Here is a 26,112-nt window from a genome sequence, read left to right on the forward strand (position 1 = left end):
CTCAGCGGTGCTCGAGGCGCACGATGACCGCTTTGGAGGTCGGCGTCCCGCTCACGTCGGCGACCGACTCCAGGGGCACGAGCACGTTCGTCTCGGGGTAGTAGGCGGCAGCATTCTGACGGGGCGTGTCGTAGGAGACGATGCGGAAGCTCTCGGCGCGGCGCTCCTCCAGCGTGCCGTCCGCGTCCGTCCACTCGGAGACGAGGTCGATGATCTCCCCGTCGACGAAACCGAGTTCGCGGATGTCTTCGGCGTTGACGAGCACGACGCGGCGGCCACCGTGGATCCCACGGTACCGGTCGTCCTTGCCGTAGACGGTGGTGTTGTACTGATCGTGCGAACGCAGCGTCTGCAGCAGTAGGCGCCCGGCGGGGATGCGCGGGTACTCGAGCGGGTTGACGGTGAAACGCGCCTTCCCGTCGATCGTCGCGAACCGGCGCTCGTCGCGCGGACCGTTCGGCAGGAAGAAGGTGCGTCCCTTCTGGATGCGGCTCTCGAAGTCCTCGAACCCGGGGATCACCCGCTCGATGTGCGAGCGGATGAGGGCGTAGTCCGCCTCGAGAGCGGCCCAGTCGGCCTGCGGCACGTTGGCCGGGTCGTGGAGACCCGCCGCATCCAGGGCTTCCGACTCGACGGTCCCGTGCTCGGGGAGCGTGCGTTCGTGGTCACCGTCGTGGGCGGTCGGCGCATCCTGGGGCGAGGATCCGCCGCCGAAGACGAGCGCGCACAGCCGCGCGATGATCGCGACCTCGCTGAGCATGTCGTCGGAGGGCGGAACGAGCCGCCCTCGCGAGGCGTGCACGGCACCCATCGAGTCCTCCACCGTGACGCGCTGCTCCCGGCCGCCGCGACGGTCGCGGTCCGTACGTCCGAGCGTCGGGAGGATCAGGGCGCGTCGGCCGGTGACGACATGGGAGCGGTTCAGCTTGGTCGACACGTGCACCGTGAGTCCCACGCGCGCCATCCCCGCCTCGACGACCGCGGTGTCGGGCGTCGCCGATACGAAGTTTCCGCCCATTCCCATGAAGAAGCGGACCTTGTCGTCGCGCATCGCGCGGATGGCGGCGACGGTGTCGAAGCCGTGGGCACGGGGCGCGGCGAAGGAGAACTCCCGATCGAGCGCGTCGAGGAACGCATCCGCCGGCTTCTCGTAGATGCCGACCGTGCGGTCTCCCTGCACATTCGAGTGGCCTCGCACGGGACAGACCCCCGCACCGGGGCGGCCGATGTTGCCCTGCAGCAGCAGCACGTTCACGACGTCGCGCAGCGTGGGCACGGAGTGCTTGTGCTGCGTGAGTCCCATGGCCCAGCACACGATCGTCGCCTTCGAGGCGCGCACCTCGTCGCCGATGGCGCGCAGCTCCTGCTCGCTGAGGCCGGTGGCCTCCTCCAGCTGCGCCCAGCCGGCATCCGCCATCTGACGGCGGTACGACTCGAATCCACTCGTGTGGGCGCTGATGAAGGCGGTGTCCAGCACATCGCCGTCGCGGTCCTGCGCCTCGAGCAGATGCTTGCCGATCGCGTGGAAGAGCGCCTGGTCGCCGCCCGAGCGGATCTGCACGAAGCGGTCGGCGAGTTTGGTGCCGCCGAAGGCGACTCCGCGGGGGGTCTGCGGGTTCTCGAACCGCATGAGGCCCGCCTCGGGCAGCGGGTTCACCGCGATGATGCGCGCTCCGCGCTGCTTGGCCTTCTCCAGTGCCGACAGCATGCGGGGATGGTTGGTGCCGGGGTTCTGGCCCGCCACGATCAGCAGGTCCGCCTCGTGGATGTCCTCGATCGAGACGGTGCCCTTGCCGATGCCGATCGTCTCCGTCAGCGCCGAGCCGCTGGACTCGTGGCACATGTTCGAGCAGTCGGGGAGGTTGTTCGTGCCGAGACCGCGCACGAGCAGCTGGTACAGGAACGCCGCCTCGTTCGAGGTGCGTCCCGACGTGTAGAACACCGCCTCGTCGGGGTGCGAGAGTGACCTCAGCTCGTCTGCGATCATCTCGAGCGCCGCATCCCACGAGATCGGCCGGTAGTGCGTCGCACCGTCCTCGAGGACCATCGGATGCGTCAACCGCCCCTGCTGGCCGAGCCACCAGTCGTCGCCCTCGCGCAGATCCTCGATCGAATGCGCGGCGAAGAACTCCGGCCCGACGCGGCGCACGGTCGCCTCCTCCGCGACGGCCTTGGCGCCGTTCTCGCAGAACTCCGCGACGTGGCGCTTGTCCTCCTCCGGCCACGCGCAGCCGGGACAGTCGAATCCGTCTTTCTGGTTCACGCGCAGGAGGGTCTCGGCGGATCGTTTGAGGCCCATCTGCTCGTTCGCGATCTGCAGCGCGTGGAGCACGGCCGGCACGCCCACCGCGACCTTCTTCGGTCGCGACACGTGCACGCGGGTCTCATCGATATTGGCCGTCGGCGGCTTCATCGGCATGCCGCCAGAGTACGCCCAAGCGCAGCCGCGCGTGTCGCGCTCGCGGCGCAACAGGAACGGCACTGCCGCCGGTGGGAGTACGGGGAGCAGAATGACAGTGTGACCACCTCGCCGCGCCGACCCCGGCTCCTCTACGTCGAGGACGACCCCGAGATCGCCGCCATGACCATCGAGGTGCTCTCGGAGACATACGAGGTCGAGCACGTCACAGACGGCAGGACCGGGCTGGACCGCGCACTGAATGCGCGATTCGATGTGATGCTCGTGGACCGGCGACTCCCCGGGCTCGACGGCGCCGCTCTCGTGACCGCGGTGCGAACCGCCCGCATCACGACTCCGGTGCTCCTCTTGACAGCCCTCGGCGCCGTGGCCGACCGTGTCGAAGGTCTGGACGCGGGGGCCAACGACTATCTCGTCAAGCCGTTCGACTACGACGAGCTCCTGGCGCGACTGCGGGCGCTCGTTCGGGGGTACCGTGCCGAGGGGCGCCGCCGCGAGGTGGGCGCGTGGACGTTCACGCCCGACACGCAGGCTCTGTACGCGCCATCGGGGGCGCGGGTCGCGCTGACCTTGACGGAGAGCACGCTGCTGGAGTTGCTGACCACGAGTCCCGAGCACGTGTTCACGAGAGAGGAGATCCTCGCAGGCGCCTTCACCGTGGGCGAGTCCGCCAGCAGCGTGGATACGTACGTGCACTACATCCGCCGCAAGAGCGAGCCCGACATCATCGAGACCGTGCGGGGGCGCGGCTACAGGGCGGGAGCGCCGAGGTGAGCGTCGAGGCCGACCGACGGCGCGTCCGTCGTGCCGCGGTGCGCGTGGGTGTGCTCGTCGCCGCCGTATCCGCAGCTGTCGTCCTGGGCGGGATCGCCGTGCTCGTGTTCGTCCTGCTCCGCTCTGCGCGTCCCGAGCACGGCGAGTCTCATGGCCTCCGACCCGACGGAGACGCCGTGGTGGTCGACCTGGACCGCATCATCCCGGTCGTGCTGATCCTCGGGCTGATCGGAGTGGCTCTTCTGGGCCTGGTCGGCTGGCTCGCTGCGCGCCGGGCCGTGCGCCCGCTCGGAGAGGCGCTCGCGACACAGCGCGCGTTCGTCTCGGACGCCAGCCACGAGCTGCGGACACCATTGACGGCGCTCAGCTCCCGCATCCAGCTCCTGCAACGGCGACAGGCGCGTGAGGAGCCGACCGCGCAGCTGATCACCGACCTGCGACGCGATGTCCAGGTCATGGACGACGTTCTCACCGACATGCTCCTCGCCGCCGAAGGGGCCTCGTCCACCGATGCCGTCTGCGACGTGGCTCGAGCCCTCGCACGGGCCATGGACACCCTCGCACCGCTCGCGGACGACGCCGGGGTCACCCTTCGCGCCGGGGTCACCGTCGCCCGCGCGCGGATCCCGGAGATCACGCTGGCGCGGCTGTGTGTGGCTCTCCTCGACAACGCGGTGCAGCACTCCCCTCGCGGCGGCGAGGTCGACGTGACGGTCGTCACGGACTCGCAGCACGTCGAGATCCGCGTCGCCGACCGCGGCCCCGGTATCGACCCGGCGCATCGGGAGCGCGTCTTCGAGCGGTTCGCGCGCAGCGGGGAGGCCGGGCGACGCCGGGGATTCGGGCTCGGCCTCGCCCTCGTCCGGGAGGCGGCGACCCGCTACGGCGGAGGCGTGAGCATCGCCGAGACGTCCCCGCAGGGGACGACCTTCGCGCTGCGTCTGCCCTCGGCCTGACGACGGCGCTCAGGCGGCCGCGGTCAGAGGGCCGGGCGCGACGATCTCGATCCCACCCGCCCAGCGGCGCAACGTCCGCCCGTCCGTGACGAGGCCGGAGACGATGCCGGGAACCGCACGCGCTGCGAGCTCGTCCACACCGGCCAGGGCGGCGACCGTGGCCCACGCATCCGCGAGGGTGAGCGACTCGGCCACGACGGTGGCGCTGATGAGTCCCGCCACGGGTCTCCCCCGCAACGGGTCGATCAGGTGCGCACCGCGCTCTGCCGTCCCCGACGTCGCGACGGCGCCCTCGAACAACTCGATCGTCGCGCACAGCGCGTCGGGGACCGCCGGATCCACGATGCCGATTCGCCACGGCAGCGTCGTCGCCTCAGCGGAGAACAGCCGCATGTCACCCCCGACGCCGATGCCGACCGCGTCGATGCCCCGTCGCTCGACGAGTGGAGCCAGCAACTGCTGGGCGGCGCGGTCGACGGACCAGCCCTTCACGATGCCCGTCGGATCGAACCATCCGCGCCACCACGCATCGAACCTGCCGTCACTGCTCTCGAGCAGATCCGCGCACAGGTCGCGCACCTGCTCGACGCGGGGGTCGGCGTCTCGCAGCGAGAGCGCCCCGCTGCGCATCCTCGAGATGTCCGAGTCGGGGATGAAGGGAGAGAAGACCCGTTCGTCGTCGCGGAGCATCGCGACGACGCCCTCGATCGCCCGCGTCACCTCGGGCTCGTGACCTCCCGGACCGAGGACGTGGATGCTGGCGACCGTTCCCATCACCTCGGCGGTCGAGACACGCGTCGCACCGCTCATGACTGCGCCTGGTCGAGAGCGGACTGGAGCGAGCGGGTGTAGCCCTGGCTCGTGTAGGTCGCGCCCGACACCAGCCTGATCTGGGCGCCCTGCGCGTCGAGGGTCTCCGACACCAGCGTCGGGATCGCGCGTGCGTTGATCTGCTGATCGCGACCGTTCGAGTCCGGGTACTGCGGCACGTCGACCGACGCGATGACGCCGCCCGAGACGGTGACCGACACCTGCACGTTGCCGTAGCGGGTGCTGACGGCGTCACCCGTGTACGTGCCGTCGGCCAGGCGGGTCGCCGTGGCCGTCGATGCTCCGCCGCTCGTGGCCGAAGAGCCGCCCCCGGCCGAGGAGCCGCCCCCGGTGGCCGCGGAACCCGAGGTGCTGCTCTGACCGGAGAGTCCCGTCGCGCCCGCCGTCGAGTCTGCTGCGGTGAGCTGCTCGCCCCACGAGGTGCGCCAACTCATCAGCAGGACGAGACCGCTGAGGGTCATCATCAGGCCATAGAAGATCTTCTTCATCATCCCTCCCGGATCAGACGGTGAACGATTCGCGATGGATGCGGGCGGGATCAACGCCCGCCGCGCGCAGATCGGCGATGACGGCCCGCATCCACGGCTCAGGACCGCAGACGAAGACATCGGCATCGTCGATGCCCGATTCGATGTGGCGCAACAGATCGGCGCCTGCCCACGCGGCGTGCGACTGCGGCATCCACGAGGAGGCATCGCGGCGCCGGCCGCCGGTGAGCGTGACGTGGCGGAGTCCGCGACCACGGACCAGTTCGTCGATCGCCTCCCGTCGCAGCGCCTCCTCGGGAACGTGATCACGGGTGAGCAGCGTGGCCTCGCCCGGGCCGTACCACTCGGACTGGAGCAGCGACACCAACGGGGCGACTCCCGCGCCCGCCCCGAGCATCAGCAGGCGCCTCCCCGTGCGCTCACCCCCGGTCATCGTGCCGTAGGGGCCTTCGATGAGCACCTTCGTGCCGGGGCGCAGCTTCCTGAGCCGGGCCGTGCCGTCGCCCGCAATGCGCGCGGAGATCACCAACTCGCCCCGCGCCGGATCCTCCGCGAGCGAGAACGGGTGCCCCCGCGTCCAGCCCGGTCCATCGAGGAATCGCCAGACGAAGAACTGCCCGGCCTCCGCACCGAGAGCCCGAAGGTTGCGCCCCGCCATCCGCACGCTGACCCCGCGTGCCCCATCGGCGACGACGTCTCGCACGCGGACATCGTGCCGCAGGGATCGCACGAGAGGAAGCCCGATCCGGTACAGCAGCACAGCGGTCGCCGTCGCGGCCCACACCGTCCACCAGTACACCTGCGCGAGCGGATGCCCGACGAAGTCCGCGCCCGTCCACAGCATGTGCGGAATGGCCAGGGCGACGCCCAGGTAGCCGTAGAGGTGCAAGAGGTGCCACGACTCGTAGCGCAGACGTCGCCGCGCGCGCCGAACCGACAACACGACCACCAGCACCAGCAGCGCGGTTCCCGCCGTCGCGAGCAGCATGCCGGGGTAGTCCCACACGAACTGCCACAGCTGCACGAGGGGGTTGAGGCCCGCCTCGGCGGCGTATCCCGCCACGAGCAGCCCGATGTGCGCCAGGAACAACCAGAACGACCAGAACCCGACGTGGCGATGCATCCGCGTGATCCCGTCGCGGCCGAAGCCCCGTTCGAACAACGGCACGCGGGCCATGAGCAGCACCTGATACATGAGGAGGTTCGCCGAGACGAGACCCGTGAGCCGCCCGAGAGTATTGAGCGTCTCAGCGCTCATCCCCCACGTCGCCTGCACACCGCCGCCGGCGATCCAGAGAGCGACGACGGCGAGCGACGTCATCCAGATCACCGCGACCGAGCCCAATCGCCACACGCCGCGGTGCCGACGCCGCGTGCGGAGGGCGGTTGGCGGTGCGGCGGCGATGAGCGGAGAGGCGGTCATGTCGCCATGCTCGCGGCACAGTTCTGAGACGGCTCCAAGAATGAGCGCCGCACAACACCCTCATAGGTAGCTGATAGGCGTCACGAGAAAAAAGGGCCCGGCCGGAATCTCTTCCTGGCCGGGCCACTACTGTCTCAACACAGTGTGCGCCCGAAGGGACTCGAACCCCTAACCTTCTGATCCGTAGTCAGATGCTCTATCCATTGAGCTACGGGCGCATGTTTCCCGTCGCATTCCTGCGCGCGGGCACTAGGAGAGACTACAACACAACCGGGCCGGTCGCGAATCGAGGCGGCTACTCGAGCTCGCTGAGGTCGATGCCGCCGCGCCGCTCGCTCGCAGCGGACACCGCCGGCCCCGCATCCTCGTCCTTCGCGTTCAGTCTGCGTCGATGCGCGGCGAGTCGAGGGAGGTCGACGAGCCGCAGGCTCTGCATCCGCGCCTGCCGCATCTTCTCGTAGCCGGGCTCGAGGTCCGGGCGGGCAGCCTCGATCCGCAGCGAGCTGTCGATGTTGCGTGCAACTTCACCCCAGGCCGCCTCCCGAGCGGCCTCGACCAGTTCACGGAGCCCGTCGAGGTCCTCCGCGCGCTCGCGGAGCTCCTCCGCGATACGCAGGGACTGCTTGCGTCTGCGCCGGAGGTTGCGCACGTCCCGGCTGCGATAGTCGTGGGTGCCGCCCGAGTCGCTGAAGCGGCCACGCGCCAGCTTGCGCTCCCGCTCCGCGCGTTCGGCGTCCGCCTCGGCCTCCTCGGCGAGCTTCAGCAGCGCGTCCTTCGCGTCGGGCACGAACCGGTCGGCGTCGAAGCCTTCTCCGGCGGAGAGGATGTCGACGAGGATGTGATTCTTCAGGGACAAGCGTGTGGCGGCCGCGGCGATGTAGACGCCTTCGGCGACGACATCGGCGAGTTTCGGGCGCGACGCTCGCGCGGCCCACAAGGCTCCGAGTCCCTTGTGCTCCGTCGGATCTTCCGCTCGTGATGCCACAGCACCCCCTCCCCCGATTCTATCGGAGGGGCCTGTGCGACTCACGGGCCGAGAACGGGGAAAACGGCATGCGGCGCCTCAGCGCAAGGACCCCACGACCCGATCGACTCGGCGCTGCCGCGTCTCGGCCGCCTTGGCGCCCGTCACCGCGGTGACGTGGGCCTTCTGCACACTCGGCGACAGTGCGTCGAAGGCGGGACGCAGCCCTGCGGATGCCAACGCCTCGGCGAGATCCTCCGGCACTTCGACCGTGCGCGGAGCCGTGTCGAGATCCACGTCGACGGTGATGGCGTCACCGCCGCCGATTCCGGTCTCACGCCGCTTGTCCGCGCTGAATGGGATCAGGTGCTTGCCTGCCATCACGCCGACGGTCGAGCGGTACGTGTGCCCGTTGACGGTCACCACCAGCGCGGGGCGACGGCCGCCCCCGAGCTCCTCGATGACGGCCGTCGGAATCTCGATGCCCGTGTTGTTCCCGAACTGCGACATGGTCGTCTCGAACCGCATGAGCCGAGTATGCACCCCGAGCGCCGCTAGCAACCAGCCCGGCCTGGTGCAACCCCGCCGATCTCCCCGGGCCGCCGGATTAACCTGACGGCACACCTCGACGAAGGGAGCACATCATGGGTTTCATCGATGATGCGAAGGAGACCGCGGAGACCGCCGGTCGCAAGCTCAAGGACAAGTGGGACGACACCACGGACCGCATCGGCGACAAGATCGACGAGGCCAAGGCCGACGCGAACGTCAAGAAGGCCGAGGCCGAGAAGGAGTCGGTCGAGCATCGCAACGAGGTCAAGGAGAACCTGCGCGACAGCTGACGCCCGACGGCGTCATCGCGCATCCCTGTCATCGAAGACCCCGGAGAAGGATCCTCCCTCTCCGGGGTCTTCTGCGCGTCCGAGAGCCCGTTCGCCTGTCTTCGGAACCGGAGGATGCGGCTCAGATGGCGCGGATACTCCAGCTGGCCGAGAACCACCCACCGGGCTCGAGAACCTGAAGGCCCGCGTCGTAGGGGTACCGGTCCGCGTTGAACGCGTCCGGTGCGCATGTCATGGGCTCGATCGCGAGGCCCACGCGGTGACCCGAGAGGCCTGGGCGATCGGCCGTGTGCACCTGGACCCAGGGGCACGCCGCATCCCACGTCATGGCGACGCCGCGGCCGTCCGCATCCGTCACGCGAACCGTCGCGAGACCATCCGCATCGCGGATGAGTCCGGTGTACGCGTGGTCGATCTCGGCCGCGCCGATCCGCCGTGCGGCACGGTAGTCGAACCGCGACGGATCATCCGCCTCGACCGCGCGCAGCTCGGTCGGGGCCAGCCGATCCTCCGTGACGTGCAGCACCTCAGCGGCGGGCAGCTCGAAGGTCCAGTCGTCGACGACTCCATCGCCCGCCACCAGATACGGATGCGGGCCCGTGCCGTACGGCGCCGTCGTGTCCGACTCGTTGAACGCGGTCACCGTCTGCGTCAAGCCGTCCGCATCCAATGCGAAACGCGTCTCGACGCGCACACGCCACGGGTAGCCGTCCTGCGCCTCGACCACCGCCGACAGGGTGACGTGATCGGAACCCTTGTCGATCGCCGTGTAGTCGAGCCATGCCGCGAGTCCGTGCAGCGCGTGGCCGCGTGCGGGCTCGGTCAAGGCGAGGCGGTACTCCTCGCCGCCGAAGGTGTAGCGGCCGTCCACGACCCGGTTGGGCCAGGGGGCGAGCGTCGCTCCTCGATAGGCGGGGCGGACCTCGTCCGCCCCGAAGGGGACGACGAGGTCGCGTCCGGCATACGTGAGGGTGCGAAGCGACGCACCGACACTCGCGATGCTCGCCTCGACGTCACCCGAACGCAGCAGATGCTGCGTTCCCGACAGCGGCATCGAACCCGTCATCACAGGCCCTGCGCGAGGCGGTAGTAGGCCTGGTTCCAGCGCAGCTCACGCTGGAAGTCGCGCACCGTGGTCGCGTCGTCGATGACGACCAGCTCGGTCTTCGCGATCTCTGCGAAATCCCGGAACACCTCGATGCCGACGGCGGTCGACATCACCGTGTGGTGGGCGGCTCCCGCCGCGAGCCAGCACGCGGCGGACGTCGCGAAGTCGGGGGCGGGCTTCCATACGGCGCGACCCACGGGCAGCTTGGGCAGCTCCGGCGCGGAAACGTTCTCGACCACATTGGCCACCAGACGGAACCGGTCGCGCATGTCGCTCATGGCGACGACGACAGCAGAGCCCGGGTCTGCAGTGAAGACCAGGCGCACCGGGTCGTCCTTTCCGCCGATGCCGAGCGGGTGGATCTCCAGCCGCGGCTTGGCGGTGGTCAGCGACGGGGCGACCTCCAGCATGTGCGCGCCGAGGATCTTCTCGTCACCGGCCACGAGGTCGTAGGTGTAGTCCTCCATGAGGCTGGCACCACCGGGAAGGCCCGCACCCATGACGTTGGCCACGCGTACGAGGATCGCCGTCTTCCAGTCGCCCTCGGCACCGAAGCCGTACCCCTCGGCCATGAGGCGCTGAACGGCCAGTCCCGGAAGCTGCTTCAGGGCGCCGAGATCCTCGAAGCTCGTCGTGAAGGCGCCGAAGCCGCCCTCCTCGAGGAACGAGCGCAGACCGAGCTCGATCGCGGCCCCGTCACGCAGGGACTGGTGCCGCTCGCCTCCGACGCGCAGCTCATCGACGACCTCGTACAGCTCCTCGTACTCGGCCACGAGGGCGTCGATGTCGGACTCGGATGCCGCGGCGACCGCATCCGCCAGCTCGTTGACGCCCCAGGTGTTCACCTGCACGCCGAAACGCAGCTCCGCCTCGGTCTTGTCACCCTCGGTGACGGCGACATAGCGCATGTTGTCGCCGAAGCGGGCGAGCTTGAGCGTACGGACCGCGGCCCAGCCGGCGGCGGCGCGCTCCCAGTCCTCGATCTGCTGGCGGACGACCGGGTTCGACACGTGTCCGACCACCGTCTTGCGCGCAACGCCGAGTCGCGTCTGGATGTAGCCGAACTCGCGGTCGCCGTGCGCGGCCTGGTTGAGGTTCATGAAATCGAAGTCGATGTCGGCCCACGGCAGTTCCACATTGGCCTGCGTGTGCAGGTGCAGCAGCGGCTTCTGCAGGGCGTCGAGGCCGGAGATCCACATCTTGGCGGGGCTGAAGGTGTGCATCCACGCGACGACGCCGATCACGTCGTCGCGACTGTTGATCTCCAGCGCCATCCGACGGATCGAATCGGCGTCCTTCAGCACGGGCTTCCAGACGACCTTCACCGGAAGCTCACCCAGGCCTGCGACGACAGCCTGCGACTGCTCGGCGACCTGCGCGAGCGTCTCCTCGCCATAGAGGTTCTGGCTGCCGGTGACGAACCAGACCTCGTAGCCGTCGAGGGAGCTGGACAAGGGTGTACGAGGCATGGATATCTCTCTTTCGGTTTTTCAGAGCGCGGCCACGGCGGCGGCTTCGATGGCGAGGCCGGAGCGGTAGCGCTCGAGGTAGGCGGCGAAGCCGGCGACGTCGTCGGCGTCGGGCTCCGCGGTCGAGGTTGCGGCGCCGGCGAAGACTCGGCGCTCGAGGTAGGTGGACAGATCGAACTCGTCGGCTTCGCCGAGGTACGCAGCGAGCACCGCGATGCCCCAGGCGCCACCCTCGGATGCCGTCTCGCCGACCGCGACCGGGGCGGCGAGCGCGCCGGCGAGGAAGCGCTGGGCGACGCCGGCCGTGCGGAACATGCCGCCGTGCGCGAACATCAGATCGAGCGCGACTCCTTCTTCGGCGAGCACCCGCATCCCGAGAGCCAGGGTGCCGAACACGCCGTAGAGCTGGGCGCGCATGAAGTTGGCGAGGGTCAGGCGGCTGTCAGGCGTGCGCACGATGAGCGGCCGCCCCTCCTCGAGTCCGGCGATGGGCTCGCCCGCGAGGTGGTTGTAGGCGAGCAGTCCGCCCGCATCCGCCTCACCGGCCACGGCCTCGCGGAAGAGCGCCTCGAAGACGGCGTCCGCGTCGAGTGGACGGCCGGATGCGGCCGAGAAGCGCGAGAACATCTCGACCCAGGCCGCGAGCTCGCTCGCCCCGTTGTTGCAGTGCACCATCGCGACGGGGTCCCCCGCGGGTGTGGTGACGAGGTCGAGCTCGTGGTGCACGCGCTCGAGGGGGCGCTCGAGGACCACCATCGCGAAGATGCTCGTTCCCGCACTCACGTTGCCCGTGCGCGGCGCCACGGCGTTGGTGGCGACCATGCCGGTCCCGGCATCACCCTCGGGCGGGCAGAGCGGGATCCCGGCGCGGAGCACGCCCGACGGGTCCAGGAGCGCTGCGCCTTCGGGGGTGAGCGCACCCGCCTCGCGTCCGGCAGGAAGAACGTCCGGGAGGATGTCGGCGAGCGGAACATCGATCGCGCCGAGCGCGTCGTAGCGGGCGAGCAGCTCCGCGTCGTAGTCGCGCGTCGCGGGATCGATCGGGAACATTCCGGACGCGTCGCCGACGCCGAGCACCGACCGCCCGGTCAGGCGGCGGTGCACGTAGCCCGCGAGGGTGTTGATGGAGGCGATGCGGGGCACATGCGGCTCGGCGTCGATGGCCGCCTGGTGCAGGTGCGCGATCGACCAGCGAAGGGGAATGTTGACGCCGAACAGCTCGCTCAGGGCGCTCGAGGCTGGCCCCGTGTTGGTATTGCGCCACGTACGGAAGGGCACGAGAAGCTCACCGGATGCATCGAACGCGAGATAGCCGTGCATCATCGCGGAGACACCGATGGCGGCGTGGGTTTCGGGCCGCTCGCCGTGACGCTCGATCGCGTCGGCCACGAGCGCGGCGTAGGCGCCCTGCAGGCCCGCGACGACCTCGTCCAGGGAGTAGGTCCAGAGGCGGTCGACGTAGCTGTTCTCCCACGCGTGAGCGCCCACCGCGATCACCGCGCCGGTCTCGTCGATCAGGCACGCCTTGATGCGGGTGGAGCCGAGCTCGATGCCGAGCCAGGTGCGCCCCGTCGTGATGGCGTCTGCAGCGGTCATCGCCGGTCGTCCCCGCTCTGTCCGTAGACGTTCTGGTACCGCGCGTACAGGCTGTCGATCGCTTCCTGGGGGATGGGCACGAGCTCTCCGCCCTGACGCGCGATGTGCACCGTGCGCGCGACGTCCTCGACCATGACGGCCGCCTTGACGGCATCCTTCGCGCTGACCCCGATCGTGAACGGACCGTGGTTGCGCATGAGGACGGCGCGGGAGCGGTGCCCGCGCAGCGTCTCGACGATCCCGCGACCGATCGAGTCGTCGCCGATGATCGCGAAGGGTCCGACCGGGATCGGGCCGCCGAACTCATCGGCCATCGCGGTGATCACGCAGGGGATCTCTTCGCCGCGGGCGGCCCACGCGACGGCGTAGTCGGAGTGGGTGTGCACCACTCCTCCCACGTCCGGCATGTTGCGGTAGACGTAGGCGTGCGCGGCCGTGTCACTGGAGGGCGAGCGCTCGCTGCCGGGCGTTCCCGGGATCACGTTGCCGTCGAGGTCGCAGAGGATCATGTTCGCGGGCGTCAGCTCGTCGTAGGAGACGCCGGACGGCTTGATCACGAACAGGTCGGCGCCCGGCACGCGACCGGAGACGTTTCCTCCGGTCCACACCACCAGTCCGTAGCGCACAAGTTCGCCGTGCAAGGTCGCGACGTCATCGCGAACGGCGTCGATGGCCGCTTGGATGTCAGAGGGGAAGGGCGTGGCTGCGCTGCCTGTCACGGGTGCTCCATTGGTCTCATGGCCCGCGGGGTCCCATACCCGGCCGGCCGAAACAAATGTTACCGGTCACACACCGGGTGTGCAACGACTCATCCCGCGGTCAGCGCCGCACGCGGGCGAGCGCAGCCTCCGTCAGAGGATGGCGTTGAGGTAACTGATGATCGACGCGAAGACAAGGGCTCCCACCCCGAGCGCCAGCAGCGCCACCCCGACGTAGATGAGCCATCGGGACCCGCCCGGCTCCGAATTGCGTTGCCCCTCGCGCGCCATGAGCGCCATGCTACTGAGAAAGGATGACGATCGTGTGACGCGGCGCGTCGGATGACGAACGGGGAGCGTAGCCGTTGTCAAGCCCCTCCATGCCGGCACGCCCCCTTCCCATACTGAAGAGGCAACACCGCACGCCGGACGTGTTCGGGTCACCGACGGCGAGCGAAGGCACGGAGCGTTTCGCCCGTGCGATGAGAGGTCCTCTCCGGTTCCCCCAGGCCGCGGAGGGCCTCTCCGCTTTATGCGTGAGCGCTGTCAGCGATGCAGGCGTCGCCGCGACACCGTCAGCGCGAGCGCGCTCAGCACCGCGAGCGTCGCGACGACGAAGGGGATGAGGCTCGCGACACGCTGCGCGTGGAGCTCGAGCCCGGGAAGCGCCCCCGCAGCGAAGACGCCGACGGCGACCGCGATGAGCGCGAGCAGGCCGAGAGCGCTGACAGCTATCTGTGTTGCACGATCCATGAGGACTCCTTCGTCCGCCTACCGTGGTGGCACAAAGGTAGTCCCGCGCGGGCGCCTGTGGCCCGTACGCGCCGGAACTGTGGAAATCCGCTCAGCGGACGACGGCTGTGGCGGTCGTCACTTGGGACACGACCTCCTCGCTGACCGACCCGAGAAGGAAGCGCGCGAAGGCGCCGCGCCCGTGCGAGCCGACGACGACAAGCCGGGCCGCGCCCGCCGCATCCGCGATCGCCGCGGCGGGATCACCCTCGACGACACGGGTCTGCACGTCGAGATCCGGGTAGGCCTCGCTCACCTTCTCTGCGACACGGTCGACGGCGGACTGGGTGATCGTGTTGAGATCCGTGAGATAGAGGTCGGGGTACACGCCGAAGTCGCCGGGAACGGCGACCGGCATCCACGCCGAGACGATCGTCAGACTCTCACCGAAGCGCTCGGCCTCGGCTGCCGCGAACGCCACCGCCGCGTCGGAGACCTCGGAGCCGTCCACACCGACCACGACGCCCTCCCCGTCGGTCGGCGCATCCAGCGGCACCACGACGACGGGAGAATGCGACCCTGCGGCGATCCGGTAGCCGTGCTGACCGCGGCGCCCCTGCCCGCGCCTCTCCCCTCCGATCACCAGGAGCCGCGCGTCCTTCGACGCCTCCACGAGCTCCGCGACGGGATTGCCATGCGAGACGCGCACCTCGCACGAGAGTCCCATCGACCGCAAGAGTTCGGCCTGCTGCCCGAGGCGCGCACGGGTCGCCGCGACCGCCGCAGTCAGTACATCATCCTCGCCCACTGCCCCCGTGGCGCCGCCCACGACGGAGAAGAGCACCAGAGGCTCCCCGCCACGCCGCGCGCGGGCCGCCGCCCAGTCGACCGCACGCTGCGAGCCCTCCGCATCCGTCACGCCCACGATGATCGAGTCCGACATCCTGTGTCCTTCCGGTCGTTGCAGTCAGGGTAGCGCGGGCGCACGGTACAGTCCTTGCGTGACTTCCACGCCAGCAAGGTCCGCCCGCCCGCGCGGGCGTGCCTTCCCCCGCTGGCTGTTGATCACCGTTCTCGCGGCGAGCCTGGTGATCGTGGTCACCGCCATCGGCGTCGTCGGGTGGGCGATCACCTCCGGGCTCCAGTTCCTCGGCGCGCAGGCGCCGGGCGTCGGCACACGCATCGTCGTGCCGGAGGAATCCAAGGCGAGCAAGGCAGCGACGGAGGGCGGGCTGGACTCGGAGTCGCAGGCCGCGGCCGAGTATCTCGCCGCTCAGCCGACCGCCTACTGGCTCACCCCGGAGATCGATCCGATCGGCGACGCAGGTCCCCGCATCCTGAACCTCGCCGCCGAAGCGCGCGATCAGGATGCGGCACTCTCCGTCGTCGTCTACGGCCTGCCCGAGCGCGACTGCGGCAGCCAGTCCGCAGGCGGGTTGGACGACGCCTCGTACGCCACCTGGACGGCGGAGATCGGCCAGGCGCTGGCGAGCGTGAAAGATGTCCAGAAGATCGTCGTCCTCGAGCCGGACAGCCTCGCCCAGGCACCCGACTGCGACGCGAACATCGACCAGCGCATGAGCGCCCTCCACGATGCGGCGCTGCGCCTCGTGGGCGTCGACACGTGGGTGTACCTCGACGGCGGACACTCCAACTGGCGCCCAGCCTCGGAGATGGCTTCTCTCATCCAGCGGGTCGGCGTCACCGACAAGGTGCGCGGCTTCGCCACCAATGTGTCGAACTACAACCCCACCACCGACGAGTTCGCGTACGCGCACGAGGTGTCCACGCTCCTCGGCGGCGGTCACGCCCTCATCGATACGTCCCGCAACGGCGCCGGCGTCGCCACGAGCGAGTGGTGCAACGACCCGACGGCGCTCGTGGGCGACCCCGGCGGTACCTACGGCGACGACGTCGTCGACACGAACCTGTGGATCAAGCCTCCCGGCGAGAGCGACGGTGTCTGCAACGGCGGGCCGCGCGCCGGATCCTGGTGGCCGGAGGGCTCCGTGCAGCTCACGCGCAACGTTCTCTGACCGCCCACGACGCGGCATGCGTCGTGAATCGCGGGCAATCCGGGGGATATGGAACAATGGCGACGCGTGCGGTGCCACGAGCCGCGGCCTTGAACCGAGAATCGAGGATGCCGGACTCATGAGCGACGCTTCTGACGGGCAGAAGACCGCGGTCATCGTCGAAGACGATCCCGACGTTCGCCACCTCCTCGCCGAGGTCCTCGAAGCGGCCGGTTTCTCCACCGTGTCGGTCGGCAACGGCATCGACGGCGTGCGCGCCGTGCTCGCCTACCAGCCGCTCATCACGACGCTCGATGTCAACATGCCCGGCATCGACGGATTCGAGGCTGCTCGCCGCATCCGCGAGAAGTCGAACACGTTCATCATCATGCTGACCGGGCTCGCCGACGAGGCCGACGTCGTCCTGGGACTCGGCGCCGGTGCCGACGAGTACATCGTGAAGCCGTTCCGTCCTCGTGAGTTCCGGGCGCGCGTCGAGGCGCTGCTGCGCCGCCCCCGCCCCGAACCCGCCGGCCATCCGCGTCGACAGGAGAGCGTCGGACCGTCCTTCCCGGGCGCACGCCCGCAGACGCAGTCCATCCCCGTGCAGCCCGAGGCGAGACAGCCCATCGCGCCTGCCTACGTCGAGGAGCCGGTGTACCCGCCCGAGGCCGCCATGCCGGCCGACCGCATCACCTACACGCCGCAGCCGACCCCCGCGCCTGCGCAGCCGGCGCCCGCCCCGGCAGCCGGAGCGGAGCTGACCCCTCACGCGCAGGGCGCGCTCGTCCCGGGCGGGGGGTTCTGGGTGACCCACCGTGACCTCCAGCTGAACCCCGAGACGCGCATCGTGCTCATCAACGGTCAGCAGGTCGAGCTGACGCGTACCGAGTTCGATCTCCTCGCCACTCTTCTCGAGTCCAAGAGACGCGTGCGCAGCAAGGCCGATCTGACCCTCGTGCTGCGCGGCGAGTCCTACGTCACCTCCTACTACGTGGGCGAGGCCGACAAGCGCGCCGTCGAAGCCCACATGACGAACCTCCGCCGCAAGCTGGGCGACAACCCCAGCAACCCTCGCTACATCGAGACCGTGCGCGGCGTCGGCTACCGTTTGACGACCGAGTTGCTCGCACCCTGATATCGCGCAGCAGAACGAAGAGGGCCCACGGGAAACCGTGGGCCCTCTTCGTTCGGGATGGTGGGGGTCAGACCTTGTATCCCTGGTAGCGGCGCAGCAGCTTCGAGAACATGAGCAGCGTCTGCAGAACCGTCACGACGCCGACGATGGGCCAGCCGATCCAGAGGATGGAGGACTGCACGACCGGGCCCAGCATGTTCCAGATGATCGCCATGGCCACCAGTGCTGCGGCCAACAGGATGAAAGGCGCCCAGTGGCCGATCGACCCGCCGCCGCGCTCCGCCTTCGCTTGCATCGCCCAGTTGTCGACCTTCTTCCGCGAGAGGAATCGGGTCCACGAGCGGAGGAAATGGCTGAGGCGGATCCACATGAAGATCTCCGCGGGGAAGACCAGAAGTGCGAAGAGGATGTCGCGCTGGTTGCAGTACTTCATCGTGCGCGCGATGCGCAGGTTCAGCAGCACGGCCGTCAGCACGGGGATCAGCCACAGGGGCGAGAAGACGAAAGCGTTGATCGACAGCGAGCCGGCGAGCAGCACGAGGAAGGCGACACGAACGAAGAGGTTGGTGAGCATGCCGAAGTTCTCGAACCAGCGCAGGCGCAGGTTCGGGTGGAACGGCTGCCCCTTGGTGTCGCCGCGCTGTCCGGGCCACATGAGCTCGATCGCGCCGAACGTCCACTTGACCTGCTGCGCGTCGTACCCCTTGAGCGTGGTCATCCCGCCCACCGCTGCGCGAGCGTAGGGGCTGATCTTCGTGAGGTAACCGGCGCTCTTGATCTGCAGCGAGAGCAGGGAGTCCTCGACCTCGCTGTCTTTGACCCACGGGGTGTTCTGGTGGTTCTGCTTCATCGCGTCGCGCAGGGCGTTGGTCGAGAAGATCGAGAACTGACCGCCGAGCACGGCCATATTGCGGCCGCGGAGGAGGTTCTGCAGGTTGAAGGCCGCGAACTGCGTGCGCTGACCGGCGATGAGCCACTTAGCCGTGAGCCCCTTGATGGGGCGGTCGTCGATCGTGTAGATCGCCGAGATGCCTCCGATGCGCGAGTCGCTGACGGCTTCGGTCTCGAGGTACTCGACCGCACGCGGTTCGGCGATCGTGTCGCCGTCCACGCCGAGCAGATAGTCGCATCCCTCGACCAGCGAATAGCCGTAGTTGAGCGCGCCGACCTTCTTGTCGGGGTTCTTGCCGATGTCGTGCACGAAGACCTCGGTGAACTGCTCACCAAGGTCGGTCATGATCTCGTGCGGACCGGCGTACTCCGAAGCGATCTTCGCGGTGTTGTCGGACGTGTTGTTGATGACCACGTGGATCACGTCCGGAACACGCGTCTGGGCGAGCAGGGCCTCGATCACATCGGCGATCGACTCCTCCTCGTTGTAGGCGGGGATGACGCATCCGATCGTGGAGCGGTGCGTGGTCGAGCTCTCGAGCACCGACATGAAGTCCTGCTCGAAGTGGGACTCGAGGTCGGCGCCGGACGTCGTCGCCGGGTACATCGGCTCGAGCTGCTGTGACGGCAGCTGCTGATACGCCATGCGGGGGTCCGACACAGTGATCACTTCCTGACATTCATGGCCCGCGATGCGGGGGGAGATCAGCACGCTGTTCGTGCGATGAGTCCAGACTGCACGCTCTCCCGCAAGATCACGGTGGGTCCCGCGAGAAGCTCAGCGCAAGATTGGCGCAAGATCAGCGCCGGTGGCCACTGGCTCAGCCGGGGAAGATCGCGATCGGCAGGTACTGGTACACCGTCTGCTGCTGGAACGAGGCGTCCGTGTTCGCCGTGCCTTCGACCGAGATCGTCAGTGCGAACTCGAGAGTGAGACCGAACGTGTCCGCCGGCAGCTGATGGATGCTCTGCTGGGGAACGTAGAGCCCGCCCTGGAAGCTGTTGAGCAGCAGTCCCCGGTCGGAGCGCAGGGTGTCGCTGGGAACGAGCGTGCGCGGGTCGGCGCTGAACTGGTAGGGCGACTGCATCTGGTTCGAGGTCTGCGTCGTGGTGGAGTTGATCTGCACCGAGGAGATGTAGACGCGACGCTTGTCCGTCAGTACCGCCTTCTCGTCGACGCGGTGGTCGTAGACGTTGACCGCGAAGCCGAAGACCTTCTCGTTGTTCGCGGTCCACTCCTGCGTGCGCTTGGGGTCGACGGCCCACACGTTCAGCACGAGCTCGAGATCCTGCGCCACGTCGCTGCGCAGCTCGACCGAGCCGTCGTAGGTGAACTGGGAGTTGAACGCCATGCTCGCCGACGGCGCGGGCGAGGGCACGACGGTCGTCGGCTGCACGGCGGTGTTGCTGCCCTGCAGGGAGTTGAAGCCATCGACGATCTGCGAGCAACCGGTCAGCGCCAGGATGCTCGCGAGGGCGACAGCGGCCCCCGCGTAGAGCCGACGCACACGGCGATCGGCGAAGGGGATTCTCACAGGGCGCTCCTCGGAGACGTGGCCACGAGGCTCACAGGATGTCGGGTCGGTGCCGACCCGCTTCCAGATAAACCCCAGGGTCGGCGCCGAAAGTATACGCGATCCACCCCCGCGCGCCATGCACGGGATCCGCATCAGCCCTGAGGCGCACCGGCGATGGCGATCGTCAGCGTGTCACTGGCGGTCTGCTTGGCGTATTCGGCGGATGTGGGGGTGGTCTGCACGAGGAAGTCGTAGGTGAACTGAACCTGCACGAACGTCGCCTCAGCGGGCACGTCGCCGATGTTGAAGGTCTGCGAATAGCTGTAGGGATCGAGAACCAGGTAGCCAGGGCTGACCGACGACTGGTCGGTCTGCGGGGCGAGCGGGTCGAAGGAGCGCGAGGCGTTGCCCGGGACCGCGACCATCGTCGCCTTCTGGAGGAAGACCTTCTGTCCGTCGTTGGGGGTGACGGTGGTCACCATCGAGATGCTGACGGGCTTCAGCGCCGTAGCCGTCCAGCGATCCATCGACAGCGTCGACCAGTAGTTGATGGTCGCGCTCACCGCGCCGGCAGGCACGACCCGCTGAGTCGATCCGCTGGACAGGTCGTTGGTCACGGGCGTCGGAACGGGCGTGCTCGAACGCGATGGCGTTGTCGGGCTCGGCGTCTGCGCACCGGTGTTCCACGGCGCCGGGCCGCATCCGGTCAGCACCGCCACGGCGAGCAGCGGAGCGAAGACCGCGACCGGCCCGCGATGTCTGCGACGCATGGCGACTCCCGGTGTGAGGTTGACTTCCCACTCTAGCGGCGCGGCATGACCGCTTAAGGTGAAGGCGTGACCAATCCCCTGCTGCCGGCGCCCGCCAGAACGGCCGGACGGATTCTCATCTGGGTGCTGCTCGCCCTGCTCGTCATCCTCGTGGCTGCGGCAGCCTGGCTGGGAGTGCGGGGATACCTCGCCTACGGGCATCTGACCGCGGCGCAGCGCGCGGCCGGGGAGGTCACCCGCAATCTCGACGACACGGACGCGGCGACCGCCCGGCTGGCCGACATCGCCGCGGACACGGCGGCGGCGCGTTCCTTGACCTCGGACCCCGTATGGCGGGCGGCCGAGGTCCTGCCCTGGGTCGGCGACCAGCTCTCGGCCGTCGCGACGGTTACGGCGGCGGTCGACGACGTGGCCGGGAAGGCGCTGACTCCCCTCGTGCGGGTCGCATCGGAATTCTCCGCCGGCGCGCTGAAGCCGGTCGACGGACGCATCGATGTCAGCGGGTTCGGCGAGATGCACGAGGCCGCCCAGAGCACCACCGCGCAGGTGGCGCTCGCATCCGACGCCGTCGACGACATCGATCGAACCGCCCTGCTCCCCCCGATCGCGAAGGCCGTGGAGGATGTGTCCGGGCTGCTCACCTCCGTCGAGACCGGATCGGATGCGGTCAGCCGAGCGACGGCGCTGATGCCGGCCGTTCTGGGTGCCGACGGCCCGCGCAACTACCTCGTCGTCTTCCAGAACAACGCCGAGTGGCGTTCGCTCGGCGGCATCGTCGGCGCCATGGCGCTCGTGCACACGGAGAACGGCCAGATCTCCCTCGCGGCTCAGGCATCCGCCTCCGGCGACATCGGCAAGCTACGAGACCCGGTGCTCGACATCGGTCCCGAGCTCACGGCGTTCATGGAGACGCGGCCCGCGCGCTACATGCAGAACGCGAGCCAGGTCCCCTCCTTCCCCCTGGCGGCGCAGATCGCGCAGGCCATGTGGGAGCGGGAGTACGGCCTCAAGGTCGACGGGGTGATCTCGCTCGACCCCGTCACACTGTCGTACATGCTGGCGGCGACGGGGCCGGTGGCGCTGCCCACGGGCGACGAGCTGACGAGCGAGAACGCGATCCCGCTGCTGCTGAACGAGGTGTACCTGCGCTACGACCCTGCCACCCAGGACGCGTTCTTCCAGGCGGCCGCCGCATCCGTCTTCACCAGACTCGCCGCAGGAGATGTGGCTCCCTCCGCCCTCGTCTCCGCCTTGGCGAAGGCCGGGGAGGAGGAGCGCCTGCTCATCTGGAGCAACGCTCCAGAGGAACAGGCGATCCTCGACGGCACGACTCTGCAGGGTCTGCTCCCGGTGACCGACAGTCAGCAGACGAGCTTCGGCGTGTACCTGAACGACGCCACCGGCTCCAAAATGGACTACTACATGAAGGTCGGCACCGGCGTGCAGTGGTGCACCACCGCCGGCGGCTCGGCCGAAGCCGTGCTCGATGTGTCCCTCACCAACGACGCTCCCGCCGACGTGGCGAGCTTCCCCTCCTCCATCACCGGAGGGGGCAGCTTCGGCACCCAGGCCGGGCTGACCCGCACGACGGGCTATCTGTATCTTCCCGAGGGCGCCTCCGTCCTCTCCTCGGAGAACTCGGACGGCAGCGGTTTCCGCTCGGGCACCGACCAGGGCAGGCCGGTGCTCGTCTGGTCGTCGTTGCTCGCTCCGGGCGAGACGGCCAGCGCCAGCATCCGGGTCCGCACGCCCTGGACACCCGAGCTGAGCGCCCAGGTCACGCCCGTGCTGCCGGGGACGGACTCCGCTGTCGTCGCCTCCTGCGACTGAACGGCCTCAGCCCACCTCGACGCGGGCGCGCGACGACGAGAGCGTCGCCGTCACGAGGATCGGCAGGTGATCGCTGAGCCCCTGCGGCAGCGTCCGGATGTGCTCGATGTCGAACCCGGTGGATGTCGCGAAGTCGTAGTGCCCACGGAAGAAGCGATAGCGCGTGTATGTGCGGGTGTCGCTGAGCGTGAGCTCGTACCCCTGGTCCCTCACCCGCTCGCCGAGTCGTTCCTTGAAGACGGGGTAGTTGTAGTCGCCCACCATCAGGGCGGGAAGCTGCGGTCCGAGGTCCTGCAGCTCGGCCAATGCCGTGCGGATCTGGTGGCGGCGCAGGGAATTGAGTGCGGTGAGGGGGGCGGCGTGGAAGGACGCGACGATGATCTCGCGCCCCGCGTCGATGTCGTGCAGACGCACGCCCAGCATGCGCTCCTCCGCGGGCTTGAGTACCCGGTCGTGCAGCGACTTCTTGAGCGACAGCGCACGCACCTCCTGCAAGCGGAAGCTGCTCTCGCGGTAGTAGACCGCCAGGCCCAACCGGTTGCGGCTCGTGGCGTCCGCCAGGCGCAGGCCACCGCTGACCTCCGGAATGTCGGTGGTGTCCGCCTCCTGGAGACAGAGCACGTCGACGCCGTGCCGCTCGGCCAGATCCGCGATCTCGCCCGCAGCGCGATGTTTGCGCAGGTTGTAGGAGATGACCTTCATCAGGCCATCCACACTATGCCCGGCACGTGAACGACGGATGCCGCTTGCGCAACGCCCAGCGAATTCATTCCTGATCGCGACGTGCCCGCGTCTGCTCGGCCCGCGCCGCCATGAGCTCCGGCTCCGGATAGCCCACCTCTGTCAGCACCAGCCCGCGCGCGGCGAGGACGGCGAACTCACTCGTCCGCGTGGCCTGCTCGCGCAGCCGCACGACGTCCTCGACCGCGAGGCGCCCTTGGCCGACCGCGACACAGGCTCCCACGAGCGCGCGCACCATCGAATGGCAGAAGGCGTCGGCCTTCACGTTCGCCACGATCGCCCCCTCCTCGTCGCGGCGCCAACCGAAATCGAGGAGCGTACGGATGGTCGTCGCCTCCTCGCGCGGCTTGCAGTAGGCAGCGAAGTCGTGCAGGCCCCGGAGCGAGCGCGCCGCCTCATCCATCGCTGCGACATCCAGCGCGGCGCGAACCGTGGTGGTGAACTCCCGTCGCAGCGGGTCGTAGCCGGTGACGTCGTCGGCGATCCGGTAGGCGTACCGGCGCCAGACAGCCGAGAATCGTGCGTCGAAGCCGTCGGGAGCGAGCGTGGTGCGGTGCACCGTCACATCCGAGTACGAGCTCAGGACACCGCGGATACGTCGCGCCAGAGCCGCAACGGGGTCGGACTCCGATCGGCGGGAAGCCGCCAGCCTCGCCTGCTGGGCGTCGTCGAGGTCCAGGTGCGCGACCTGACCGCTCGCGTGCACGCCCGCATCCGTGCGCCCGGCGACCGTCAACTGCGGCGCACCGGCGACGATCCGCGCCAGGGCATCCTCGAGCGTTCCTTGAACGGTGCGCAGACCCGGCTGCCGAGCCCAGCCGCGGAAGTGCGTGCCGTCATAAGCGATGTCGAGTCGGATCCGCACTGCTCAAGCCTACGGCTGCACCCGATAGAGGCACTCACGCATGGATCGTAGACTGGCCGGGCTTCCCACCCCGGATCCTCCCCCATGATCGCTGATACTCCTCTTCTCCCGCGCGCCCGCTACGCGGGTCTCGACGGCCTCCGCGCGGTCGCGGTGGTGCTCGTGATGGTCTATCACCTGTTCCCCGACTGGTGGATGCGGAGCGGGTTCATCGGTGTCGATGTCTTCTTCGTGATCAGCGGATTCCTCATCACCTCGCTGCTGCTCCGCGAGCACGATGAGACTGGCCGCGTCGCGCTCGGGGCCTTCTGGCGCCGTCGAGCCCGACGGCTGCTGCCGGCGCTCCTGCTCGTGCTGACGGTGTGCGCGAGCGCGGCATGGCTGATCCGCGGCGACGTGCTCGTCGGGCTCGGACGACAGCTCTTCGGCGCGCTCGTGTTCGGGTACAACTGGACCGCCGTCGTGGACGGCACGGACTACTTCGGCTCCGGCGGCGGTGAGCTCTTCCGCAACCTCTGGTCGCTCGCCGTCGAGGAGCAGTTCTACCTCGTGTGGCCGCCGCTGCTGCTCGCTCTCCTGCTGCTTCCCCGCGCATGGATGCGTGCCGGCGTGGCACTGGTCGCGGCAGCCGCATCCGCGGTCTGGATGGCGGTCATCGTCGCTTCCGGCTCCGCCGATCCGCTCACCCTCGGAGCACGCGTCACGCGCGCCTACTTCGGCACCGATTCCCACGCATTCGGCCTCCTTCTCGGTGTCGCTGTCGCGTTCACCTGGCGCGCGGCCGGTCGCATCGGGCGCGACTGGATGCGACGTCCTGGCGTTCGAGGGGGCGTAGCCGCGGTAGGTGCCGCCGCTCTCGCGAGCCTCGTCCTGCTCGCGACGGCAGGACAGAGCCAGAACGTCACGACCTTCCCCGGCGCGCTCCTCGCAGCGAGCGCACTCACCGCGATCGTGATCGTGGCGGGAGCCTGGCCAGGCTCACTGCTCGGGCGCGCGCTGGATGCAGCGCCCCTGCGATGGGTCGGCGAACGCTCGTACGGCTTGTACCTCTGGCACTGGCCCGTGCTGGTGCTGCTGGTCGCTGCCTGGCAGGGCACGAGCATCGATCGCCCCTTCCCCGCGACGATCGGCGCCGCTGCGCTGGCCGTGACAGTGGCCCTTTCGGCACTGTCGTACCGATTCCTCGAGACACCGGTGCGCCGCAGCGGATTCCGCCAGGCCGTCGGCGAGCTCCGACGGGCGTTCGCGTCCAGCGCGCGCCGTCGAGCGAGGGCCGTCGGCGTCATGGCGGTCTGCCTCCTGCTCGTCGCCGGCACCGCCCTCGCCGTCGTCTCGGCTCCGCGGGTGTCCAGTGGGGAGGCCGTCGTCGCCGCTGGTATGGACGCGCTGAAGGATCAACCCGCGCCCACGAACGCGGGCGGGGATCCCGACGACGACATCGTCACGGGCGATGAGGTCACCGCCGTCGGCGACTCCGTGATGCTCGCCTCGGCCCCCAGCCTTCTCGCCGCGCTTCCCGGAGCGGACGTGGACGCCGTCGTCTCGCGTCAGATGTATGCCGCTCCCGACATCCTGCGCTCCCTCGCGGACGCGGGCCGGCTGCGCGAGTTCGTGGTCCTCGGCCTCGGCACCAACGGCTCGATCTCGCAGCGAACTCTCGACCAGGTGCTCGAGGTCATCGGCCCCGACCGTCAGCTCGTGCTCGTCACTGCGTCGGCCCCCCGATCCTGGATTCCCGGCGTCAACGCCGAGATCGCCGCGTTCGCCCGCACGCATCGCGGGGTGCAGATCGCGGACTGGCAGTCGGCGATCGCGCCGCATCCCGACCTGCTCGCCGGAGACGACGTACACCCGGGGGATGCCGGCGGCAAGATCTACGCCGACGCCGTGGTGACCGCCCTCGCCGACGCGCAACGGGCGAAGGCGCGGTTCTCCGCATTCTCCGCGCAGCGCGCCTTCGAGCAGGAACTGCGCCAGTCCCAGCTGTTCCAGGCGCCCGGCTCACCCGACGCGGGCTGAGGGCGCCGTCGGCCACCCCATCGAAA

General features: G+C 69.2%; 25 protein-coding genes and 1 tRNA gene. 7 read left to right on the top strand and 19 right to left on the bottom strand.

What is annotated here, in order from left to right; all coding sequences use genetic code 11:
* Position 1 precedes the first annotated feature (1 nt).
* On the bottom strand, positions 2 to 2,419 hold the full coding sequence (locus tag SK224_RS02130; protein WP_320433180.1) for an FdhF/YdeP family oxidoreductase: 2,418 nt from the start codon (positions 2,417 to 2,419) through the stop codon (positions 2 to 4).
* A 99-nt stretch (positions 2,420 to 2,518) separates the two neighbouring features.
* Between SK224_RS02130 and SK224_RS02135 the strand changes: the two genes are divergently transcribed.
* Complete coding sequence (locus SK224_RS02135; RefSeq protein ID WP_320433181.1) at positions 2,519 to 3,193, top strand: response regulator transcription factor; 675 nt, start codon at positions 2,519 to 2,521, stop codon at positions 3,191 to 3,193.
* Positions 3,190 to 4,149 carry a HAMP domain-containing sensor histidine kinase gene (locus SK224_RS02140; RefSeq protein WP_320433182.1) on the top strand — a complete coding sequence of 320 codons (960 nt, stop codon included), beginning with the start codon at positions 3,190 to 3,192 and terminating at the stop codon, positions 4,147 to 4,149. Before SK224_RS02135 ends, SK224_RS02140 begins: the two co-directional genes overlap by 4 nt.
* 9 nt (positions 4,150 to 4,158) lie before the next feature.
* Here the strand turns inward: SK224_RS02140 and SK224_RS02145 are convergent, their stop codons facing one another.
* The 6 genes from SK224_RS02145 to SK224_RS02170 all read right to left on the bottom strand — a co-directional run bounded on the left by SK224_RS02145 (position 4,159) and on the right by SK224_RS02170 (position 8,383).
* Entirely contained in the window at positions 4,159 to 4,959 is an 801-nt protein-coding gene (locus SK224_RS02145) for an FAD:protein FMN transferase (protein WP_320433183.1), read from the bottom strand.
* A complete protein-coding gene (locus tag SK224_RS02150) occupies positions 4,956 to 5,468 on the bottom strand; it encodes an FMN-binding protein (RefSeq protein ID WP_320433184.1) in 513 nt (170 codons plus the stop codon). Before SK224_RS02150 ends, SK224_RS02145 begins: the two co-directional genes overlap by 4 nt.
* A gap of 13 nt (positions 5,469 to 5,481) precedes the next feature.
* Positions 5,482 to 6,891, bottom strand: a complete 1,410-nt coding sequence (locus tag SK224_RS02155; protein ID WP_320433185.1) for a ferredoxin reductase family protein — start codon at positions 6,889 to 6,891, stop codon at positions 5,482 to 5,484.
* Positions 6,892 to 7,036: 145 nt separating this feature from the next.
* Positions 7,037 to 7,109: transfer RNA gene (locus SK224_RS02160), tRNA-Arg, on the bottom strand.
* 77 nt (positions 7,110 to 7,186) lie between these two features.
* Positions 7,187 to 7,876 carry an asparagine synthase gene (locus SK224_RS02165; protein WP_320433186.1) on the bottom strand — a complete coding sequence of 230 codons (690 nt, stop codon included), beginning with the start codon at positions 7,874 to 7,876 and terminating at the stop codon, positions 7,187 to 7,189.
* A 78-nt stretch (positions 7,877 to 7,954) separates the two neighbouring features.
* Positions 7,955 to 8,383 (bottom strand): YdeI/OmpD-associated family protein, encoded by a 429-nt coding sequence (locus SK224_RS02170; RefSeq protein ID WP_320433187.1) that lies wholly within the window; start codon positions 8,381 to 8,383, stop codon positions 7,955 to 7,957.
* 116 nt (positions 8,384 to 8,499) lie between these two features.
* Here SK224_RS02170 and SK224_RS02175 point away from each other — a divergent pair, with 116 nt between their 5' ends.
* Positions 8,500 to 8,697 carry a hypothetical protein gene (locus tag SK224_RS02175; protein WP_307322664.1) on the top strand — a complete coding sequence of 66 codons (198 nt, stop codon included), beginning with the start codon at positions 8,500 to 8,502 and terminating at the stop codon, positions 8,695 to 8,697.
* Between the two features lie 121 nt (positions 8,698 to 8,818).
* Here the strand turns inward: SK224_RS02175 and SK224_RS02180 are convergent, their stop codons facing one another.
* The 7 genes from SK224_RS02180 to SK224_RS02210 form a co-directional block, all read right to left on the bottom strand.
* Positions 8,819 to 9,763: an aldose 1-epimerase family protein gene (locus tag SK224_RS02180; RefSeq protein ID WP_320433188.1), complete on the bottom strand. Its 945-nt coding sequence runs from the start codon at positions 9,761 to 9,763 to the stop codon at positions 8,819 to 8,821.
* The gene (gene araA / locus SK224_RS02185) at positions 9,763 to 11,274 is read right to left on the bottom strand and encodes an L-arabinose isomerase (RefSeq protein WP_320433189.1); all 1,512 of its coding nucleotides are present in this window, start codon (positions 11,272 to 11,274) and stop codon (positions 9,763 to 9,765) included. Before araA ends, SK224_RS02180 begins: the two co-directional genes overlap by 1 nt.
* A 21-nt stretch (positions 11,275 to 11,295) precedes the next feature.
* On the bottom strand, positions 11,296 to 12,870 hold the full coding sequence (locus tag SK224_RS02190) for a xylulokinase (protein WP_320433190.1): 1,575 nt from the start codon (positions 12,868 to 12,870) through the stop codon (positions 11,296 to 11,298).
* Entirely contained in the window at positions 12,867 to 13,589 is a 723-nt protein-coding gene (locus SK224_RS02195) for an L-ribulose-5-phosphate 4-epimerase (RefSeq protein WP_320433191.1), read from the bottom strand. The genes SK224_RS02190 and SK224_RS02195 overlap by 4 nt, the downstream gene beginning before the upstream one ends.
* A 132-nt stretch (positions 13,590 to 13,721) precedes the next feature.
* Positions 13,722 to 13,859, bottom strand: a complete 138-nt coding sequence (locus SK224_RS02200; RefSeq protein ID WP_320433192.1) for a hypothetical protein — start codon at positions 13,857 to 13,859, stop codon at positions 13,722 to 13,724.
* Positions 13,860 to 14,114: 255 nt separating this feature from the next.
* The gene (locus SK224_RS02205; protein WP_320433193.1) at positions 14,115 to 14,321 is read right to left on the bottom strand and encodes a hypothetical protein; all 207 of its coding nucleotides are present in this window, start codon (positions 14,319 to 14,321) and stop codon (positions 14,115 to 14,117) included.
* A 91-nt stretch (positions 14,322 to 14,412) separates the two neighbouring features.
* Positions 14,413 to 15,243, bottom strand: coding sequence for a universal stress protein (locus SK224_RS02210; RefSeq protein ID WP_320433194.1), 831 nt, complete (start codon positions 15,241 to 15,243; stop codon positions 14,413 to 14,415).
* A 58-nt stretch (positions 15,244 to 15,301) separates the two neighbouring features.
* On the opposite strand from SK224_RS02210, the gene SK224_RS02215 reads away from it, so the two are divergent.
* Positions 15,302 to 16,336 (top strand): glycoside hydrolase family 6 protein, encoded by a 1,035-nt coding sequence (locus SK224_RS02215; protein WP_320433195.1) that lies wholly within the window; start codon positions 15,302 to 15,304, stop codon positions 16,334 to 16,336.
* A gap of 118 nt (positions 16,337 to 16,454) precedes the next feature.
* The gene (locus SK224_RS02220; RefSeq protein ID WP_320433196.1) at positions 16,455 to 17,453 is read left to right on the top strand and encodes a response regulator transcription factor; all 999 of its coding nucleotides are present in this window, start codon (positions 16,455 to 16,457) and stop codon (positions 17,451 to 17,453) included.
* A 67-nt stretch (positions 17,454 to 17,520) separates the two neighbouring features.
* Here the strand turns inward: SK224_RS02220 and SK224_RS02225 are convergent, their stop codons facing one another.
* From SK224_RS02225 to SK224_RS02235, 3 genes are all read right to left on the bottom strand, one after another.
* Positions 17,521 to 18,951: a glycosyltransferase family 2 protein gene (locus tag SK224_RS02225; RefSeq protein WP_320433786.1), complete on the bottom strand. Its 1,431-nt coding sequence runs from the start codon at positions 18,949 to 18,951 to the stop codon at positions 17,521 to 17,523.
* Between the two features lie 214 nt (positions 18,952 to 19,165).
* A complete protein-coding gene (locus SK224_RS02230; RefSeq protein ID WP_320433197.1) occupies positions 19,166 to 19,879 on the bottom strand; it encodes a fructose 1,6-bisphosphatase in 714 nt (237 codons plus the stop codon).
* Between the two features lie 134 nt (positions 19,880 to 20,013).
* Entirely contained in the window at positions 20,014 to 20,631 is a 618-nt protein-coding gene (locus tag SK224_RS02235; protein WP_320433198.1) for a hypothetical protein, read from the bottom strand.
* Between the two features lie 66 nt (positions 20,632 to 20,697).
* Between SK224_RS02235 and SK224_RS02240 the strand changes: the two genes are divergently transcribed.
* Positions 20,698 to 22,461: a DUF4012 domain-containing protein gene (locus tag SK224_RS02240; RefSeq protein ID WP_320433199.1), complete on the top strand. Its 1,764-nt coding sequence runs from the start codon at positions 20,698 to 20,700 to the stop codon at positions 22,459 to 22,461.
* A 6-nt stretch (positions 22,462 to 22,467) separates the two neighbouring features.
* Here SK224_RS02240 and SK224_RS02245 read toward each other — a convergent pair whose 3' ends face one another.
* A complete protein-coding gene (locus tag SK224_RS02245) occupies positions 22,468 to 23,163 on the bottom strand; it encodes an endonuclease/exonuclease/phosphatase family protein (protein WP_320433200.1) in 696 nt (231 codons plus the stop codon).
* 64 nt (positions 23,164 to 23,227) lie between these two features.
* On the bottom strand, positions 23,228 to 24,067 hold the full coding sequence (truA, locus tag SK224_RS02250; RefSeq protein WP_320433201.1) for a tRNA pseudouridine(38-40) synthase TruA: 840 nt from the start codon (positions 24,065 to 24,067) through the stop codon (positions 23,228 to 23,230).
* A gap of 84 nt (positions 24,068 to 24,151) precedes the next feature.
* Between truA and SK224_RS02255 the strand changes: the two genes are divergently transcribed.
* A complete protein-coding gene (locus tag SK224_RS02255; protein ID WP_320433202.1) occupies positions 24,152 to 26,086 on the top strand; it encodes an acyltransferase family protein in 1,935 nt (644 codons plus the stop codon).
* Positions 26,087 to 26,112: the final 26 nt, after the last annotated feature.

The organism is Microbacterium sp. BG28 (assembly GCF_034044005.1).
In the GTDB taxonomy this organism is placed as follows: domain Bacteria; phylum Actinomycetota; class Actinomycetes; order Actinomycetales; family Microbacteriaceae; genus Microbacterium.

Coding starts and splice junctions, on each gene's coding strand:
- SK224_RS02130 (WP_320433180.1), bottom strand. CDS start 2,419: ATGCCGATGAAGCCGCCGACGGCCAATATCGATGAGACCCGCGTGCAC.
- SK224_RS02145 (WP_320433183.1), bottom strand. CDS start 4,959: ATGAGCGGTGCGACGCGTGTCTCGACCGCCGAGGTGATGGGAACGGTC.
- SK224_RS02150 (WP_320433184.1), bottom strand. CDS start 5,468: ATGAAGAAGATCTTCTATGGCCTGATGATGACCCTCAGCGGTCTCGTC.
- SK224_RS02155 (WP_320433185.1), bottom strand. CDS start 6,891: ATGACCGCCTCTCCGCTCATCGCCGCCGCACCGCCAACCGCCCTCCGC.
- SK224_RS02170 (WP_320433187.1), bottom strand. CDS start 8,383: ATGCGGTTCGAGACGACCATGTCGCAGTTCGGGAACAACACGGGCATC.
- SK224_RS02175 (WP_307322664.1), top strand. CDS start 8,500: ATGGGTTTCATCGATGATGCGAAGGAGACCGCGGAGACCGCCGGTCGC.
- SK224_RS02180 (WP_320433188.1), bottom strand. CDS start 9,763: ATGACGGGTTCGATGCCGCTGTCGGGAACGCAGCATCTGCTGCGTTCG.
- araA (WP_320433189.1), bottom strand. CDS start 11,274: ATGCCTCGTACACCCTTGTCCAGCTCCCTCGACGGCTACGAGGTCTGG.
- SK224_RS02190 (WP_320433190.1), bottom strand. CDS start 12,870: ATGACCGCTGCAGACGCCATCACGACGGGGCGCACCTGGCTCGGCATC.
- SK224_RS02200 (WP_320433192.1), bottom strand. CDS start 13,859: ATGGCGCGCGAGGGGCAACGCAATTCGGAGCCGGGCGGGTCCCGATGG.
- SK224_RS02205 (WP_320433193.1), bottom strand. CDS start 14,321: ATGGATCGTGCAACACAGATAGCTGTCAGCGCTCTCGGCCTGCTCGCG.
- SK224_RS02210 (WP_320433194.1), bottom strand. CDS start 15,243: ATGTCGGACTCGATCATCGTGGGCGTGACGGATGCGGAGGGCTCGCAG.
- SK224_RS02220 (WP_320433196.1), top strand. CDS start 16,455: ATGAGCGACGCTTCTGACGGGCAGAAGACCGCGGTCATCGTCGAAGAC.
- SK224_RS02225 (WP_320433786.1), bottom strand. CDS start 18,951: ATGTACCCGGCGACGACGTCCGGCGCCGACCTCGAGTCCCACTTCGAG.
- SK224_RS02235 (WP_320433198.1), bottom strand. CDS start 20,631: ATGCGTCGCAGACATCGCGGGCCGGTCGCGGTCTTCGCTCCGCTGCTC.
- SK224_RS02245 (WP_320433200.1), bottom strand. CDS start 23,163: ATGAAGGTCATCTCCTACAACCTGCGCAAACATCGCGCTGCGGGCGAG.
- SK224_RS02255 (WP_320433202.1), top strand. CDS start 24,152: ATGATCGCTGATACTCCTCTTCTCCCGCGCGCCCGCTACGCGGGTCTC.